Below are 15,948 nucleotides of genomic sequence, written 5' to 3'. Positions count from 1 at the left end.
AGCCTTAGGCTTTCTGCAGCCTCGCATACTCGGTAAGGAAGTCATCATAGCTTGCCGTAGTCCCGTCATACTCGGAAGGCGGCACCGGCTGCAGGCGCGCCTTCTGCATGAAGCCGTCTAGGTCGGCGTAGTTGTAGGATTGCGCGAGCTCCGGCGGCAGCAGCGGCACCGCCTTCAGGTTGGTGATGCCGGCACTCTGCTCAGTGGCGAAGATCTTCTGCGGCTCCGGCGAGATCACGTGATTGATCATCTTGTAGGAGAGATCCTGGTGCGGCGCGTCCTTCGGGATGCACAGGCAGTCCATGAACATGCCCGTTCCCTCCTTCGGGATCGTGTAGCGTATTTCCTTGCCCTTGCTTTTCGTCCACACCGCCACTGCCTCCCACCCGATCGCGCTCACCACGACCTCATTGCGCGCGAAAGCGTCTGACATGTCGCCATAGGTGGCGAAAAAGGCTCGCGCGTGGTTCTTCTTGATGTCGATCAGCTCGTCGATGACCTTGGCAAGCTCCTCGCGCGTGAGAAGCGTTCCCATAGGCTTGCCCGTTACCACGGTGCCCCAAACCAGCAGGTTACCGAGGGGATCGTCCACCATCGCGACCTTGCCCTTGAACTCCGGCTTCTTGATGTCGAGCCAACTCTCGGGCGGCGCGGCGACCGCGGCCGGGTCATACATCAGCGGCAGCGAACCCCAGTTCCACGGCACGCCATAGAGTTTATCCTGGAAGCGGATCGCCTGCTGGGATGTGAACTGCGGCACGAGGTCGCCGAATTGATCGACTTTCGAAGGATCGATCGGCTCCAGCAATCCACCCTCCGCCATGATCGGCAGATAACCGAAATACATGGTGATCAGGTCGGTCTTGCCGATGCCGCCCGCCTGGAGTTTGGTGATGATCTCCTCGTTCGAGGCGACGAAGGTCGGCTGGAAGTCGATGTCGTTGTCCTTCAGGAAGCTGCCGGAGGTGATCGGGGTTTCGTAGCCCTGCCAGCCCATCCACGTCATGGTGGTGGCCGCCTGAGCGGGCCTCGCGTGAAGGCCGAGCGCGCCGACGGCCGCCGCGCCGAGAAGACCGCGCCGCGAAATCATCGACATCTGCGAGAGGGCAAGAATGGATTGCGTGGATGAGGCGAAGCTGGGCATGGTCTTTTTCCTCCCCGAGCGTTGTGCCGGACGTGACAATGCGTTTCCCGCTCGCCGCCCTGCGATGGGGCGCGCTGTTATATGCAGGAAGTTAAGACCATTGCTGAAAGGCCGTCAATCCCGCGGCTCGAACAGGGGCTCGGGCAGTCCCGCGATCCCGGCGTCAAGGGCGAACAGGGAGCCGCCAGGCCCAGTTTCATCCCCCGCCTGGGTGATTCCGGGGCTCCAGCCAGTGGTGACGAACAGCGTCGTCATGTTTTCCCCGCCGAAGCTCATGCTCGTCACCGTGGGGCAGGGGAGCGTGACGGCGCTCCTCACGCTGCCGTCCGGTGCATAGCGCGTGACGCGGCCAGCACCATAATGCGCGCACCACAGGCAGCCCTCCGCATCGACGGTTAGCCCGTCAGGCATCCCTTCATCGGGAGCCATCTCCGCAAAGATCCTTCGATTGCGCAGTACCGGTTTCTCGCGATCGAGGTCATAAGCGAGGATGCGCTTAGCGGCCGAGTCGCTGAAATAGAGCACCCCGCCGTCGGGAGAAAAAGCGGGGCCATTGCACACAGCAAAACCGCTGTCACCCACGGTCACGCGACCATCGGGCTCGATGCAATAGAGAATGCCGCGCGGTTCGGTCTCCGCGAGGTCGAACGTGCCGACCCACAGCCGCCCGGCCCGGTCGATCTTGCTGTCGTTGTAGGAGACCTGCTCGCGCCCGCTATTGGGATCGGCGAAGGGCGAAAGCGCACCGGTCGCGGTGTCGAACAGCACGAGTCCGCTATCGACCGCTAGCATCAGCCAGCCGCCCGCCGCGAACACGAACGAGCCGATCAGCGTGCTGCCCGGAATGGTCCAACTCTCCACCTTGCCGCCCGCCTTCATGCGGTGAAGCACCGGGCCATACCAGTCGACCCAATAGATCGCCTGTTCGTCCGCATGCCACATGGCGCTTTCGCCCAACCTGTCGCGTGTCTGAGCCACAACTTTGGGAACTGATGCTGCCATGGTTATGTTTACCTCTACCTTTGTCTTTGTTGAGGAAAGCTCAAGTGAACGCGCTCTGGCGTCAGCTGTGGTCCGCCCCCGCCCTTAAGATTGCCACAGCGGCTGCCCGTGATCATGCTCCAAGAGGCGATACAAGCGGTGCGCCTTCCCTCTGCTGGTCGTGCATTGAGACTAGCAGAAATCGAGGCTGGGGACAGTGTTATTGCCGAGAGGCGCAGACAATCATACCGCGGTTCAGTTGGCTTTGTCGCGTTCCTGATGGCCTGGTATTTCTGCTGCCGCTCGTCGTTGTGTTCCCGTTTTTCGGTCAGGTCACGAAGCCTACGGCAAAGTTGATGCAGCCGATGCAGCTATGTCTGTTGGTCTAGTGAGAATATTCGCAATAGCTGCTCTTGTGGTCGCCTTTAGTGCCGGATTGGGGGCTCCGACCGAATTGGCTGCGATCCGGCCGACGCCACACCCAATAAGGTCCCCAAGTCCGGGCTTTAACCTGGCGGGATGTTCTGGTTCATATGGAACAGATTGGCTGGATCGTACCTGCTCTTCAACTCTCGAAGTCTCTGGTAGTTTGGCCCGTAAGCTGCGGCGACGCTGCCGTTCGCTTCATCGTCACCAAGATAATTGAGATAGCGGCGAGGTGCCTGGAAAACCTTAAGCGCCTCGTATGTCTCGCGTGTCCAACTTAAGTTCGCTGCCGTCTGAGAGGCATCAAGCCACTCGCTCATTATGCCAAGGTTCGTGCTAGGCGCGCGCTGGGCGTAGGCTGTCGCTTCCACTGGAACCCGCGTGACGGCGCCATGGAAGACCTCAAGCAGCATGCTGCTCATTGGCGAGGGACAGCGCGCAAACGCGGAGATCATCGTCTCGATCGCGCTGTCACTCAGATCCTCAAGAAAGCTTGACTTCCAATAATTGAGTGCGCCCTTCGGGAAGCCGTCATCCAGCATCGAGTTGATGGATGCGTAGGGGATGGGCCCTAAGGCATCCAAGACCGGGGAAGCAAAATTCTTGAGCGGGGAAAGCGCCCTTTCGCCGGCCGCGAGCTCACCACAATGGGCGGCGACGACCGCAGCCAGCTTGGCTCCGGAGCCGTCGGGCGCGTGCACCAAGCCTGCGACCACCATGATCTCGTCGGGAAGCTTGGCGGTAAAGTCGCGCACAAAGCGGAGTACATCGCGTGCCCTCTCGAAGGGGTGGGCAACGAGGCCACCATAAATAATGGGGCCAACCGGATGGAGGTTGAACTCGAAGGAAGTCACGACGCCAAAGTTGCCACCACCGCCGCGGACGGCCCAAAACAAGTCAGGATTGTCGCTATCGTTGGCGGTCAGCACCTTGCCGTCCGCCATCACGACTTCTGCGGAGATCAAGTTGTCGAGGGCAAGACCATATTTAGGCATGAGCCATCCGAGGCCGCCGCCTAATGTCAACCCAGCAACCCCAGTGCTCGAAATCGCTCCGCCAGTAGTAGCCAGTGCATGGAGCTGAGTCTCGCGGTTGAATTCGCCCCAGGTGACTCCACCTTGACAGCGGATTGTGCGATTCTTGGGGTCAACATGGATGCCTTTCATGGCCGCCAGATCGATCATCAGTCCGTTATCGACCGTGGCACGCCCACCAACATTGTGTCCGCCGCCACGCACGGCAATTTCAAGACCCGTGTCGCGGCCAAGGTTCACCGCCTTCACAACGTCTGATGTTCCCTGACAACGGGCAATCAGCGCCGGGCGTTTGTCGATCAGTCCGTTATGGACACGTCGGGCCTCCTCGTAGCCCGCCTCCCCAGGCCGTAGGAGCTTGCCCGAGAAGTCCTTGGCGAGCGCGTCCGCGGCCATTCCGAACTGCGATGAAACCTGTACCATACCAGATCAACCCTCGCTTTGGATGCTCACGTTAGTACTCTCCAAACACCTGACACGTCATCGCTCATACTAAATGGCGCAGGGTTTGGACACAAGGATTAACGATGCACCGCATCGGGTGTAATCCGGCGCTTCTGACCTTCTGCGAGCGTGTCTGGCGACCTCGTACACAATGCGTGAAGTTGGGCCTCGAGTGCCGCGCCATGGTTCAACGAATACAGATGATAATTGGCGAGGGCCCAGTGGGACCATGAATCGCTATCATCCTGCTCAATCGCTTTCACTGCCCATCGGCGAGCGTGCTCCAGTGAGGCGTGATGATCGTCGGCCCAACCACCACACACGTCCGCCAGGTGACTCAGAGCCATTTTGCTATACGCCTTCGCAAGCCGTGGGTCGCAGTCGATCGCCTTTGCCAAGTGTTCTCGCGCGCTGGCTCTTCTGGACAGGATCGAGAGCAACGGGGTCCGGGTGGTTTGTCGAGGATGCCTGCCGATTTGCCCGTCATGTGCTCGTGCAGGAGCTGGGCGTCATGGCCCTGCAACAACGCGGTGTCCAGGTATTCACCGCCGGCGGCGACGAGCTGACGGCCACGGATGACCCGTCGAAGTTCATGGTGCGGCAGATGATGGCGGCCTTTGCCCAGTTCGAGAAGGCGCTTATGGTGGCGAAGCTGGCGGTAGCGCGGAAGCGGAAGCGCGAGGCCACCGGCAAGTGCGAGGGTCGGAAGGGCCGTGCCGAGCTGCGGCCCAAATGTCGTGGCGCTGGCGAATCAGCTGCGCCATGTGGGTGCCGGCCGGAAGCCGAAGAGCGGCGTTTTGAGGAGCCTTTTGGCCGAACTGGCTGCGGCAAGGCACGTGGACGAGCGGGGGCGGCCCTATCCCAAGAGCGTCTCGGCAATGTTGGGGCATGATCCCTGTCACAAGACGCGGCCGGTCGCGATCACAACAGTGCGCTCGCTTAGGCTCTCGGCGTCATGGGCCATGCGGGTGCAACGCAGACAGCACATCTCATGCAGAAGATTCCAAGCCTCCGGAAGGATGTCGCAGCATGGCTCTAACCAATGGGCGGGCCAACGGTCAGACTCCACAAAGTCATCTGACAGGGCGTGGCTTAGCTGAAACATCGCAACCCTCCCAATGGGGTAACAAGAGGCACCGCCCTCGGGGCTAAGAATACGCCTCTTGCTGCCATTCGTGAAGGACGTGGATTCACGCTTGGCGATGTACGGCGCAAAGGCAATCCCCACTTGGTTGCCTAAGCTCTTGCACTTGCTGAGTAATGTACGATTGACCCAGTTGGCGGCACCGCTGCGGCCATATCCCTGGAACTGGCCTGTAGAAACAGGCGTGGGCCAAATCCCCTTTTTTTCCGTTACGGTTGTCGATTGGATCGTTTTGGAAGGGGGGGGGGTACACCCACGGCTCCAGAGCTTGCGCATATTGCGGCGCAGGCTTGTTGCTGCGTGGCGATTATGGCACTCTCTCGGGTGCTGAGTTACGACGTGCTTTGCAAAGATGCTGTGGAGGGTAGCTCCTTGGCAGATGAGGTGCACGACGATCCGGCCGACCCCGCGTCTGCATCTGACGAGGAGCAGTCCCGCATTATTTGGTCGCCTCTGGGCAAGGCGGTACTTATCGGATTGGCGTTCAGCTTGGCAGTTTGGGCAATCGTCATAGCCATATTCCGGCACCTGTTCTTTTGACGGCTGTGACGCCAGGAGCGGAGCCAGCCGGTTTTCGTGGTCATCGAAGATTTGTTGCCCGAGATAGCTGCTGACACGAGACAAGCCCTGCAGCTGTGGCCAGCTGCAGGGCCTTGCCTCGGAGCTGCATGCAGACGATGCAACCCAGAACTCCGCACCAGGCACGCAACACGCCCGATGCGGCGTTAAACGCCCTGACGTGCCTTCTTCATCAGGGCTGACTACTCGTGTTCACAAAACGAGCGAATTATCTTGAGGTTCCCCGTCTGGGTTACCTGTTGCACAGCGATCCTGAAAGGGATCACAACGTGTGCAATCCAGTCAGCCATCTTGGGAACCTAGAAGAAGCCCTGGCCGGCATTCGCTAGAGAACAGAGGCGGAAGGCTGTCACCCCATGGTCATTCGCCTGGTATTACACCAACCTCGAAAGGAGCCACACATGGTTTCCCTACTTCGAGGGACCGTAGCCCTCCCGAACAGCCGCTTGTAAGTACACTTTCGAACAAGATACTGCTGACGAGCCAGTTCGACGGCCTAATAGGGCAACGCTTGATCGAAAGTTGAACAGTAAGGGTACCAGCGGACGCTCACCGATGAGTTGGCGTGGGCAGGAAATGGGGCATCCTTTGTCATAATATGAGTAACTTCCTGAACCGGTTAGGGCAATGCGCCGCCGGGGAGCTAGTAAAACGGCCAATATTTAAATGCCCTCGGCGCTGGAACACTAAGGCCGGATTTCCGCGTTTACCCGACGGGCACGCATAACTCGCAACAATTCGATTCAAAGGGAACCTGTCCATGAAACACCCCATGATCGCGGTCGTATTGCTGGCGCTGCCTGTTCTCACCACCGGGAGCCAGGCCCAGGACGTGACGGCGGAGCAATGCCAGCCGCTCTCCGAACAGAACCGTGCCCAGTGCTGCAATGCGCCGAACTGGCGGGACATCGTCCTTCCGGAATTCCAGGGCATGTGCAGCAACGACAACACGAGCACGCAGCAGCAGTCCACCGACGATGCCGTGGGTTCGGTCACCAGCCCCGACGATGACGGCAACGGTCTGCCCGGCACGCCGGATGGTGGCGGCACGGACTCGGGTGGCGGAACGGGCTCTGCCCAAGGCAACCCGGGCAATTCGAATGCCGTCGGGAACGCAGGTGAAAAGGGCATGGACAACGAAAGCCCGAGTTCCGGCACCGAGGGCAACAGCAACTAGAGAGCAGTTTTCGGCTCCGCGTTTACACGAGCAGGACGAACGGCGCAGCATTAAGCCCAAGCGGCTGCGCCGTGCCATCATGGGTGAAGAAACGCGCCGCCGTTGATTTTCTGCTCACGCGGGTGCACAGTAGTTGCATCGTCGGGCAGTGCAGACACCGAGCACCGACGACTGAGACGCCAGAACTCCCTCTCTACTGCGAGGAGCCGCCTGTGCCCGACTTGGGAGAAGGTCGCGAGGTGCACGGTTGACGACGTTTAGAAGTTCCGGCGAGCCTGCAGATGCCTGGTAAAGCGCGGGTACAATCTAATACACGGCTCGCCCACGGGATGGTGATCTGCGAACGGAGCCGCCTGTTAGTTGCGTCGGATTAAACCTGGCTTCAACGATTCCTGCTTAGGAGTCTCCACTGGGGTGAGGAAGATTAAGGGGAATGCTCCAGCTCGTGCCTCACCCCGCTCTATCGCGTCATCAAAATACCGGTGGTAAATTTCAACCTCCGCAGGCTGGGCGGGGCGAACGCTGTAGTGGGGACAGCGTGCGAAATACCGCGCGAACGCTGTAGTGGGGACAGCGTGCGAAATACCGCGCGAACACTGGAAACTGTCTCAGAGGGCCCACAAACCACTCCGTGTTTGCCAGCCGCTTGGCGGCCGCGAGATCAGGTGCCTGGAACACCCCGATTTCCAGGTCTCCACAAGCCAGGACATAAAGAGCATTGCTCGTTATCATGAGGCTCACGTTCCTCGCGAACCATGATAGGTGATGGCACAGGATCTTTCGAGTCCGACGTCCACGATGCCGCCGCAGTCAGGGACACCGAGAAGGTGCTGAAGGAGCATGACCTGTCTCGTGGGAGGCCTGCTCGGAAGCTGGGGCGACGGGTGGCGGCTACAAAAAGGGGCAAAAGGGGCAAAAGCCCCCGCGGAAGCAGAATTGTTGACTTTTGTGCCTCGCGTCGGGCGGGCGTACTTGCCAAACTTAGCCGCATGGGTGCCAGATGGCTTAGGGTCAAAGGGAAATTCGATGATTGTTGGAGGAGGAAACATGGCTGATGGTGACGAACAGGAGATTTTGGATATCTTGCGCCAACAGTACGCAAGCCTAAGTTGGACACCCAGCAAACCAGGTGACTGGCAGCGTTTCCTTGCAGTTTTTCTGCCCGATGCGGTGCTGTTTCCGTCGGCCCGCCCGGTCCGGAAGCAATCAACTGCCGAGTTCGTCCAACGAATGACTGACCTTGCCAAGGGGTCGCTAGCAACCTTTGATGAGAAGTTGCTGGGTACACGGATCCTCGTTTTTGGCAACGTCGCCGTGGCTGTGGCAGGATCAGAAGTCGTTGAGAACGAGGCCACGGTGAGCCGCGGCGTCGAGATGGCCCTTCTGGTCAGGGAAGCCGGGTCCTGGAAGATAGCGGCCCAAGCTTGGGACAACGAAAGCAGGGCAAACCGGCTTCCTGCGTACCTCGAAGGACCTCATGAGACCTTGTGAGTTCATCAAAATGACTCACCAATACTTCTGTCCGAAACAACCCCTCCCGCAGCTAAGAGGGTGCCGTTTGTAGCGAATTTAGTCCAGTGGGGGCGCAACACCACCATGGGCAAATATATTGTAGCCTTGGAGCGTTTGACACTAGGAAACGATCGGGCACGAATTACGATCACCGCTTTTCCCCTCCCAAGGACCCAAGCCAGCGGGCGCTCGCCCAGTGAAGTGGGTGAGGTGCATCTCATTGACACGTTGACGCGAGGGTGTTTCCATCCGCGAAATGGAGTTCATCCAGACCTACATTCAAGGTCTAACGCTGAGTGGTATCTTCGGCGTGGTGACTGGATTGTCGTTTTTCCTGATGCGACGTTTGCTTGGGAAACGAAAATCCAAACCGATTGTGCTCGCCCCGCTTGCTTCCAAGTCAAGTCCCAAGGGGGCGGTTGAAATCCCCAGAACCGCACCCATGCAGCGCTTCACCACCAAGAAAAATCGCCGCCATCGACCATATTTCCTGATGCGTTCTAATCGCCTTCAACAACTGATTACGTGGGGGCTTGTTGCCGGTTTCGGTGTCGCCCTTGTTGCATATCAAACCGGAATCGGACCCCGGTTGATTGGCTGCGGCATAAAGGGGAACATCGCCGTGGGGACAGGAGAGAAGATCTATCATGTGCCCGGTCAACAGTATTACCCGGACACGCACATTAACCTGATGAAGGGCGAGAGATGGTTCTGCTCCGAGAGGAGCGCTGTTGCTGCGGGATGGCGCAAGTCCAGAATTTGAGCAGGACGCATGCGGACCACGGTTGATCCCAGGCTTCACCGGCAAGCCTCACAACGAAGTCGCTCGCCCCCGGTGGCTATTCCGTGCAGATCGACGGCCTGCGGGCCGGAAGCAGCCGAAGCTATTTGGGGAGACAAACCTGGCTATGGAGTGTCACCGACCTGGCCTTAGTGCAGGCGGGCCCTGCCTCTTCGGGCAATACGGAGACATTGGATGACGCTCGGCAGGCCTCTCGGGAGGCCTTCGGCGCCTGGCAAGCATGGGCGCTGGCCCATGCCGGATCCATCCATTGGATAGCTGACGCGCGGCAATGGGGCCGCTTCAATGTTGTAGACCTGATGGTCCCATCGCTTTTTTTGCGAAGTCTGAATTACCCGCAAGTTTCGAACGCCGGGAGGTCCCGGTGGAGGAGCGTCGGCGGGCCGTTGACTTGAGCACAGCCCATGGCGCGACATTTACGCGCATACTTCGGTGGCTCACTGCAAATTGAGAGCTACTCTGCTGCACGGCTTATGGGCTTATGTGGTTAGTGGACTTTGTACCTCAAAGGTGTTCCTGATTAGCTGTGGGAATGGGTTTGCGTATGTAAGAATGGAGTATGTTCATGAAGAACTTTCTTCTCGCGTTATCGGCGCTTGCCCTTATCGGTGTCACTCCTGCGCTCGCCAACAATGGGTTTGGTTCTGAGAGTGATACCACCACCAGCCAAACTCAGGGAATGAGTGGGAAGCCCGCCAAGGACAACGGCAACGAGGGCACAACAACCACAGAAACCACCACGACGACCACAGGACCGAAGGGGGCGCTGAAGAACGACAAGACAACGCCCAATCAGACCACAACCACTGAAACCGAAATCACCGATTACCCAGGGAAGAATAAGTGATCTGACTCTCTTCTCGGAACTCCTAGGGCCAGCCATTCTGGCCCTTTTTATGTGTATTGGCCCACCTGCGATTCTGTGGGCACAACTCGTCAGTTAAGACGGTTCCGAGTCGAGAAGCCCTTCGCCCGGCGATTGAGGATGCTCTGACCACTGTCGCGGAGCGCCTTTATCAGGCAGGGCGTGAAGGAAAGGGAGTCGGCCAATAGCTGACCCGAATTAGACGACCCCGCCCCTGGGATGGTGAGTCTCTGGTGGCGGAGCCGTCCGCCGGGTGCACGAGGCACCTGCGAAATAGACTATATACCTTCGAAGCACTCAATGCGCTCGGGCATTGCAGCGCAGGGAGCCGCCTGACAGCTTGAACCTTTTCCCCTGCAGCGGGTTTTAACCAGTGCAACAAGCACACGCGTAGCCCTCCAGGGGATTCAGCCCTTGGCATTCTTACCCCTGCAGCCTGCCTCTCAGGTGTGGCTGCCGGGGCTTCTACTCGCGTGATCGACAGATCCGAGAAATGGTCCACTTCTGGACACAGCTTAAACGGAGGAAGTAGCATGCGACTTTGTCTCTCTGTTATGGCAGTGCTTGCAATCGCTCCGGGTCTTGCTGCTGCGGAGAGGAAGGATTAGCTTTCACCGTCTCGGACGGCACAACTACAATTTCCAAGTGAGGTGTGGGACGGCCGACGCGAATGGCGGCCGCTAGACGACGGACGGAACCGTCTATAGCGCGACCGGTGGGAGCGCCAAAGGTATACAGCCTCTCAGTGTTTCCGGTTGAATCAGCATGCAGCCTATTGAACTTTGTGCAGTTCGGCGCATGATGCCCGTCACCACCGGTTAGTGCATGCACGGGGCACCGATGGCCGAGAGGCGTATGTACTCCCGCTCTGCGAGGGTGGCATGAATGCCGGACCTTGAGAAAATGGGCGAGATTCTTCAGGCGGAGATCGATAAGGGGCACGTCGTCAACGTGGACGAGTTCTGCCGCATGGTGGCACCCCACATTCCACATCTGTCGCATAACCAGATCCAAGACATGGTCATCGCGGCCGTGGGGCATTCAGGCGGGGGCGCGAGTCGTGGAGATAATCGCGACAATGGCGGAGGCGACGTTTGGAAGCTGTCCGGCGAGCCTGCGGAAGCAGAGCGCAAGAACAATGAAGGACGGCTCCGCCCATTGGGATGGTGATCCGCGAACGGAGCCGCCTGCCAGTTGCACGGATTAAACCTGGCTCCTGACCCTAACACGATTACTGCTCAGGTGTCAGTGCTCTAGTGGGTGAGGAAGATAAAGGGCAATGCTCCAGCCTGGACGCTTCCCCTCTCTGCGTCGTCAACCTCCGCAGGCTGTGTGGGCGCCTCAAAGTGATGATAATTCGGTGTGTGCCTCCCGAACGTTCACTGCGATCTCGTCAAGGTGTCGGTCCCAGGTGCCACAGCATCCTCCCCAAATATCCACGTGGGGGTATCGCTTCGACAGCATTCCCATTTGCCTTCCGAGTTCCGTCGGATTGCCGTCCACGAGGTGTCCGATCTTGCATAGAGCCTGTTTTTCCATCAAAGCAGCGTTGGGTCTAAAACAGCGCACTCGTTTGATCCATTCCCCCTTTTCGAAAGCCGGTTCCATTTCAACTGGATGGGAACAGTTGATCCCATAGAAATCCGGCCGGCTGTCGCCCGCTTCAGCATCGATCCGCTCTATAGCTTGGCGAACTGTCGGCCCGGATTTGAGCCGGCCTGAGCCGTCGAGGGTGAGATGCACTGAAATTGGGAGCTTGACGCGGGCAGCGGCTCGAACCACCCCAACGGCCTCCGCGACATTGTTGAAGGTCATGGCACTTGCCAAATTTACGCCGGCCCGCTGCAGCGTGGCGAGCTGAACACTGTGGTATTCTTCCGCCTCAGCTTCGGTGATATTCCGATTAAGCGAGTAGGCGTCCCCTCTCGGGCCGACGAGGCCGACCACCATAACTCCCGGCAGCTGACCTTCAAATGGCTTAGCTACTTCGCGGAGGAAGGCAATCGAGCGGAGCTGCGCCTCTGCGAGTTCCTCTGCAGAGTAGCCGAGTTTTATTCCCCAATCGGGGCTCGCCCGGTAGTCCAGCCCTCCCATGAGAGCAATAAAATGATGTCGGGCGGCAGTCTCCAGGTAGCGTTGATACATCGCCCGAAGATCTGCAACAGCTGCGGGGTTGTCCAAGAGCGGAAACATCGCGAACTCTGGAAGATTGTGACCATGCTTGTACATGATCTCCGTCTCTTGTCCGCCCTCGGTCAGGTAAAAAACACCTGCTCGCTGTTTGGGAAACCCTGCCATGCTCACCTCAGAGATGAATGAAAGCTCTCAACGACAATACTGCCAACCAGATTAGGTGCAAAGTGTCTGCGGAGCCGGGATCCGCAGGGTCCGACAGCCGCGATTAGGTCTTCAGGACGGTCAATGAAGATGGAGGCCCCGGTTTCCTGAGGCCTCCTGACGGTCGGCTGAGGAGCGTAGACGCCACGCAGCCTCGTCGGTGCTGAGAGCTCAAGTCCGAACTCCACAGCGCCGATGTCCCGGCATACAAACGCACAAAACACGTCGAAGGTTACTTCGAGGGAGCTATTTCCCTGTACAGCGGAACAAAAGTAGCGCCGGGAGCTACGGTTATTCGCGAGAGTTTTAATCACGCTGGCGTCGATACATCTATTGTAGTTGAGCGAGCCCGCCATGTGCCCCGCGGGCTCGCTCACGTCTAGCAGCGGGTAGCGTCAGACTCTGGCTGATGTTATCTTGAGACTGCCCTTTCGAGGACGGCACGGAGCGCAGCAGTGTGGCGCAGCACCCCCCCCCCCCCCGGTCCTGTGCCACACTACTTTGGGTGGACCATTGAACGCGCGCTCCCCCAATGTGCCGGGGCCTCTCGGTGTATAATTGCTCGCGAACCGAATTCATCGCCGGGTCCACCAACTGGCGATCGCCGGCAGGAGCACAATTCCGAGGATGAGGCCGGCCAGCAGCCCGTAGACGAGCAGGAAGTCATCGCCACCCTGCACCTCAGAGGTGTCCGCCGTCTGGGCAAAAAACACTGCTCCCAGGAGACCGCCGGCGCCACCAAGTCCGTCTACCCTGATCATGGCGGGGATGAGCAGGATGATCTCGAGGGTGGCGAACATGGTTTCAGCCTCGAGATCAGTGGCTAGTCGAGCTTAGTACAACGCCCCTCGAGCAGAAGCGCCTCCGTTCCAGACTCGTACCAGTTCTTGATAGAACCTGTCATGCTGTTGATCTCCAGCCGCTCATAGATGTCCGCTCCATCAGCCTCATAGCTCACCTGTGCCATAATCGTCCTGTCGATATGAGTGGCCTCAAACTTCGTTCCTAAGCCTTCTCCGGTAAGCACTCCAACCCCTTCTCCGGTAGGTTGATATGCAAAGACTATCGAGCCAGCGATGTCTTCTTGCTGCGCCGAGTTAAGGTCCGACCTGCTCTGCCACTCGCATTGAAATCGGAGGGGAGCCTCTGCAGCAAACGCAAGTGAGGTGGCGACCAAGTACGTTTGACAGGTGGGGAGGATCATGGTCTTGATCATTGGTTTATTCCTCGGGGCCGCTTCATGTTGGACAGTTGTTCGGAGGAGCTTGCGGGCTTCGCTGGGGAATTTACATGCTGCCATCTGATAACACTAATCGGAAGTTTCCGATTGAGACTTTCGCGGTGTGATTGCGGAACGTGATCGGGCCTAACATCCGAAAGGACTCCCGCCATGTCTGAGCTCTCCGCCCTGGTCGAACTTATCGACGACCCGGACACACCCGATGACGAAGCTCTTGCCGCCAACGAGAGGCTGGCCGCTGCCATAGACGCGGTCATGCGGGGACCGAGCCCGTTGAGGGCAAAACTTGGAGCCGTTCGCGTCGTCGTCGAGGGCGGGGGCGGCGCTTGTCGGCGGCTTGGCAGCTCATTTTGCGACGAGCGGCGCCATACCCGGCCTTTCGGGGCTCACCTTGGCCTCAAAGACCTTCGGCATCTGCGGCATGACCTTCAGGAGAGACTGCGTCATCGACGGGCGACACCATCTCGATGCGCCAGCGAGTACGCACTGGACCAAAAGGCCAAGTTCAGGTTGCTGGATCTCCTGAATTCGGGAGTGGTGGAGGTTCGGCCGTGCGGGGCAGGCGATGTTGACAAGTACGGCCGCCGTCTCCGGCTGGTGCATGTCAACGGGAAATCCGTGGGAGACACGTTGATCGACCAGGGGCTGGCTTGGCCTTGGGAGGGCCACCGGCACAAACAATTAGGCAGCCCCAAGGTAAGGGGCTATGGCGAATCTCCGTACGGACCGGAGCTCGGAAGCATCCGCAGCTCCCGCCTTCCCAAAAACTGACCCGTTGTTTGCAAGCTCTTGCAGCCGGCAACTGCCTGCAGTACAAGCTTCCCATGGGGCAAGTCGCTACCTTGAACTCGGGTACGGCCACACTCGGTGGTGACACACACTTGTTAGTGGAGCCCACTCGGGATCGTATCGCAGCGGCTTGTGCCTCGATCGCCTCTAGTCCAGGATTTGTGAAGAGGCAGCGCGTCACTCGGCTGCTGCAGTACCTTGTCGCCGAACAGCTGGCGGGCCGTGGGACGTCGCTGAAAGCGTATACGATAGCCACCGCAGTGCTCAATCGCTCCGATAGCTTCGACGCACAGCGCGATCCGATCGTCCGTATCGAAATGGCCAAGCTCAGGCAGGCGCTTGAGCACTACTACCTCACAGACGGTTTGCATGATCCGGTGAGGATAGAAATCCCAAAGGGAACCTACGTCCCTCGGTCAGTGCTGATTGAAGTGCGAAACGACAAACAGCAGCCGCAAGTGCAGAGTCGCGTGCAATGGGACACACGCCGGCTAGCGGCTGCCGCGGGCGTCTTCCTAAGCGTATTGTTGGCTTGGTCGGTTCTGCAAGGCGTTGATCATGCAGAGGGCAACGGTGAGAGCGCCGCGAACGTATTGCCGGAAGGTGTAATCGTCGCTGAACTGATAGTTGATTCAGACACCCGCACTTCAAGAAGCTTGTCTCGGGGCCTTACTGAGAGAATTGCTGAAACGCTGCTGCGGATGGACAAAGTGGCCGTGTTCATGGCCAAGGACGAGATGGTGACACCGCCCGACACGAGACCAAGCTACCTGCTCAGCGGGCGTGTTCGCGAAGTGGACGATACTCTCGCAACCCATTTCCGACTTGTCGAGCGTACGACCGGGAGGGTGATCTGGGCTGAATGCTTCCACATCGCTCGCGCAAATGCCCACACAAGCCAGACAGAAGTCAGAATTGCTAACCAGGTCGCTAACGTGACGTCCGACTACATACGTCCCAGCAACCAGCATTTGCATCTGCAGTGAAATATCCGGCTAATGCTGGCTCAGCACCTGATGATAACTCTTGGAGCGGAGTGAGCCCCTATACACGATAACCAACGGAGCGCCGATTGCGACCTTTGACTCGCCTCTTCAGCAGCATTCTTCGGGCTCTGCGCGAACCTGAAGTACAGGGTGTACTGACGTTGGCTTTAACCGTCATCTCTGTCGCAACCCTGTTCTATTGGCTCGTGGAGGGATGGTCGCTGCTGGATTCAGCCTACTTCTCGGTAGTGACCATAGCGACAGTTGGTTATGGCGATCTCGCGCCACAAACCACCGCCGGCAAGATTTTCACCATTCTCTACATTATGGCGGGGATTGGTCTCTTTGCGGCCGCAGTAACGACTCTTGGTGTGAGCCCCTTCTACGATCCATCCGTGAGTAGAGTCTCGGCGGTATGATTGCCCTGTTGGGCGGTTGATGCAATGGCCATGGGCGCGGAGCCCTCAGGCTGCGCAGCGTCCGATGGC

15 protein-coding genes are annotated in these 15,948 nt (G+C 58.7%); 9 read left to right on the top strand and 6 right to left on the bottom strand.

Going from position 1 to position 15,948, the window contains the following annotated elements; all coding sequences use genetic code 11:
* Positions 1-4: 4 nt before the first annotated feature.
* The 3 genes from ACK4HL_RS00075 to ACK4HL_RS00065 form a co-directional block, all read right to left on the bottom strand.
* Positions 5-1,144 carry a PotD/PotF family extracellular solute-binding protein gene (locus ACK4HL_RS00075; RefSeq protein ID WP_409755221.1) on the bottom strand — a complete coding sequence of 380 codons (1,140 nt, stop codon included), beginning with the start codon at positions 1,142-1,144 and terminating at the stop codon, positions 5-7.
* Between the two features lie 114 nt (positions 1,145-1,258).
* Positions 1,259-2,146 (bottom strand): SMP-30/gluconolactonase/LRE family protein, encoded by an 888-nt coding sequence (locus tag ACK4HL_RS00070; protein WP_409755218.1) that lies wholly within the window; start codon positions 2,144-2,146, stop codon positions 1,259-1,261.
* Between the two features lie 485 nt (positions 2,147-2,631).
* Positions 2,632-3,981, bottom strand: coding sequence for an FAD-binding oxidoreductase (locus ACK4HL_RS00065; protein ID WP_409755215.1), 1,350 nt, complete (start codon positions 3,979-3,981; stop codon positions 2,632-2,634).
* A 199-nt stretch (positions 3,982-4,180) separates the two neighbouring features.
* Between ACK4HL_RS00065 and ACK4HL_RS00060 the strand changes: the two genes are divergently transcribed.
* The 6 genes from ACK4HL_RS00060 (at position 4,181) to ACK4HL_RS00035 (ending at position 11,278) form a co-directional block, all read left to right on the top strand.
* Positions 4,181-4,921: a recombinase family protein gene (locus ACK4HL_RS00060; RefSeq protein WP_409755212.1), complete on the top strand. Its 741-nt coding sequence runs from the start codon at positions 4,181-4,183 to the stop codon at positions 4,919-4,921.
* 1,591 nt (positions 4,922-6,512) lie between these two features.
* Positions 6,513-6,929, top strand: a complete 417-nt coding sequence (locus ACK4HL_RS00055) for a hypothetical protein (RefSeq protein WP_409755209.1) — start codon at positions 6,513-6,515, stop codon at positions 6,927-6,929.
* A 1,047-nt stretch (positions 6,930-7,976) separates the two neighbouring features.
* Positions 7,977-8,420 (top strand): nuclear transport factor 2 family protein, encoded by a 444-nt coding sequence (locus ACK4HL_RS00050; protein ID WP_409755206.1) that lies wholly within the window; start codon positions 7,977-7,979, stop codon positions 8,418-8,420.
* Positions 8,421-8,697: 277 nt separating this feature from the next.
* Positions 8,698-9,204 (top strand): hypothetical protein, encoded by a 507-nt coding sequence (locus tag ACK4HL_RS00045; RefSeq protein WP_409755203.1) that lies wholly within the window; start codon positions 8,698-8,700, stop codon positions 9,202-9,204.
* Between the two features lie 604 nt (positions 9,205-9,808).
* Entirely contained in the window at positions 9,809-10,090 is a 282-nt protein-coding gene (locus ACK4HL_RS00040) for a hypothetical protein (protein ID WP_409755200.1), read from the top strand.
* A gap of 903 nt (positions 10,091-10,993) precedes the next feature.
* Positions 10,994-11,278 carry a hypothetical protein gene (locus tag ACK4HL_RS00035; RefSeq protein WP_409755197.1) on the top strand — a complete coding sequence of 95 codons (285 nt, stop codon included), beginning with the start codon at positions 10,994-10,996 and terminating at the stop codon, positions 11,276-11,278.
* 171 nt (positions 11,279-11,449) lie between these two features.
* Here ACK4HL_RS00035 and ACK4HL_RS00030 read toward each other — a convergent pair whose 3' ends face one another.
* The 3 genes from ACK4HL_RS00030 to ACK4HL_RS00020 form a co-directional block, all read right to left on the bottom strand.
* The gene (locus ACK4HL_RS00030) at positions 11,450-12,406 is read right to left on the bottom strand and encodes a homocysteine S-methyltransferase family protein (protein ID WP_409755194.1); all 957 of its coding nucleotides are present in this window, start codon (positions 12,404-12,406) and stop codon (positions 11,450-11,452) included.
* 614 nt (positions 12,407-13,020) lie between these two features.
* Complete coding sequence (locus tag ACK4HL_RS00025; protein ID WP_409755191.1) at positions 13,021-13,245, bottom strand: hypothetical protein; 225 nt, start codon at positions 13,243-13,245, stop codon at positions 13,021-13,023.
* Positions 13,246-13,268: 23 nt separating this feature from the next.
* The gene (locus ACK4HL_RS00020; protein ID WP_409755188.1) at positions 13,269-13,661 is read right to left on the bottom strand and encodes a hypothetical protein; all 393 of its coding nucleotides are present in this window, start codon (positions 13,659-13,661) and stop codon (positions 13,269-13,271) included.
* A gap of 174 nt (positions 13,662-13,835) precedes the next feature.
* Here ACK4HL_RS00020 and ACK4HL_RS00015 point away from each other — a divergent pair, with 174 nt between their 5' ends.
* The 3 genes from ACK4HL_RS00015 to ACK4HL_RS00005 all read left to right on the top strand — a co-directional run bounded on the left by ACK4HL_RS00015 (position 13,836) and on the right by ACK4HL_RS00005 (position 15,879).
* Positions 13,836-14,456, top strand: a complete 621-nt coding sequence (locus ACK4HL_RS00015) for a thermonuclease family protein (RefSeq protein ID WP_409755185.1) — start codon at positions 13,836-13,838, stop codon at positions 14,454-14,456.
* Between the two features lie 179 nt (positions 14,457-14,635).
* Positions 14,636-15,460 (top strand): hypothetical protein, encoded by an 825-nt coding sequence (locus ACK4HL_RS00010; protein WP_409755183.1) that lies wholly within the window; start codon positions 14,636-14,638, stop codon positions 15,458-15,460.
* A 161-nt stretch (positions 15,461-15,621) separates the two neighbouring features.
* The gene (locus ACK4HL_RS00005; RefSeq protein WP_409755180.1) at positions 15,622-15,879 is read left to right on the top strand and encodes a potassium channel family protein; all 258 of its coding nucleotides are present in this window, start codon (positions 15,622-15,624) and stop codon (positions 15,877-15,879) included.
* The last annotated feature ends 69 nt before the right edge of the window (positions 15,880-15,948 follow it).

Source organism: Aestuariivirga sp. (genome assembly GCF_046294715.1).
Classification (GTDB): Bacteria; Pseudomonadota; Alphaproteobacteria; order Rhizobiales; family Aestuariivirgaceae; genus Aestuariivirga.
This window is presented reverse-complemented; position numbering and strand designations above follow the sequence as displayed.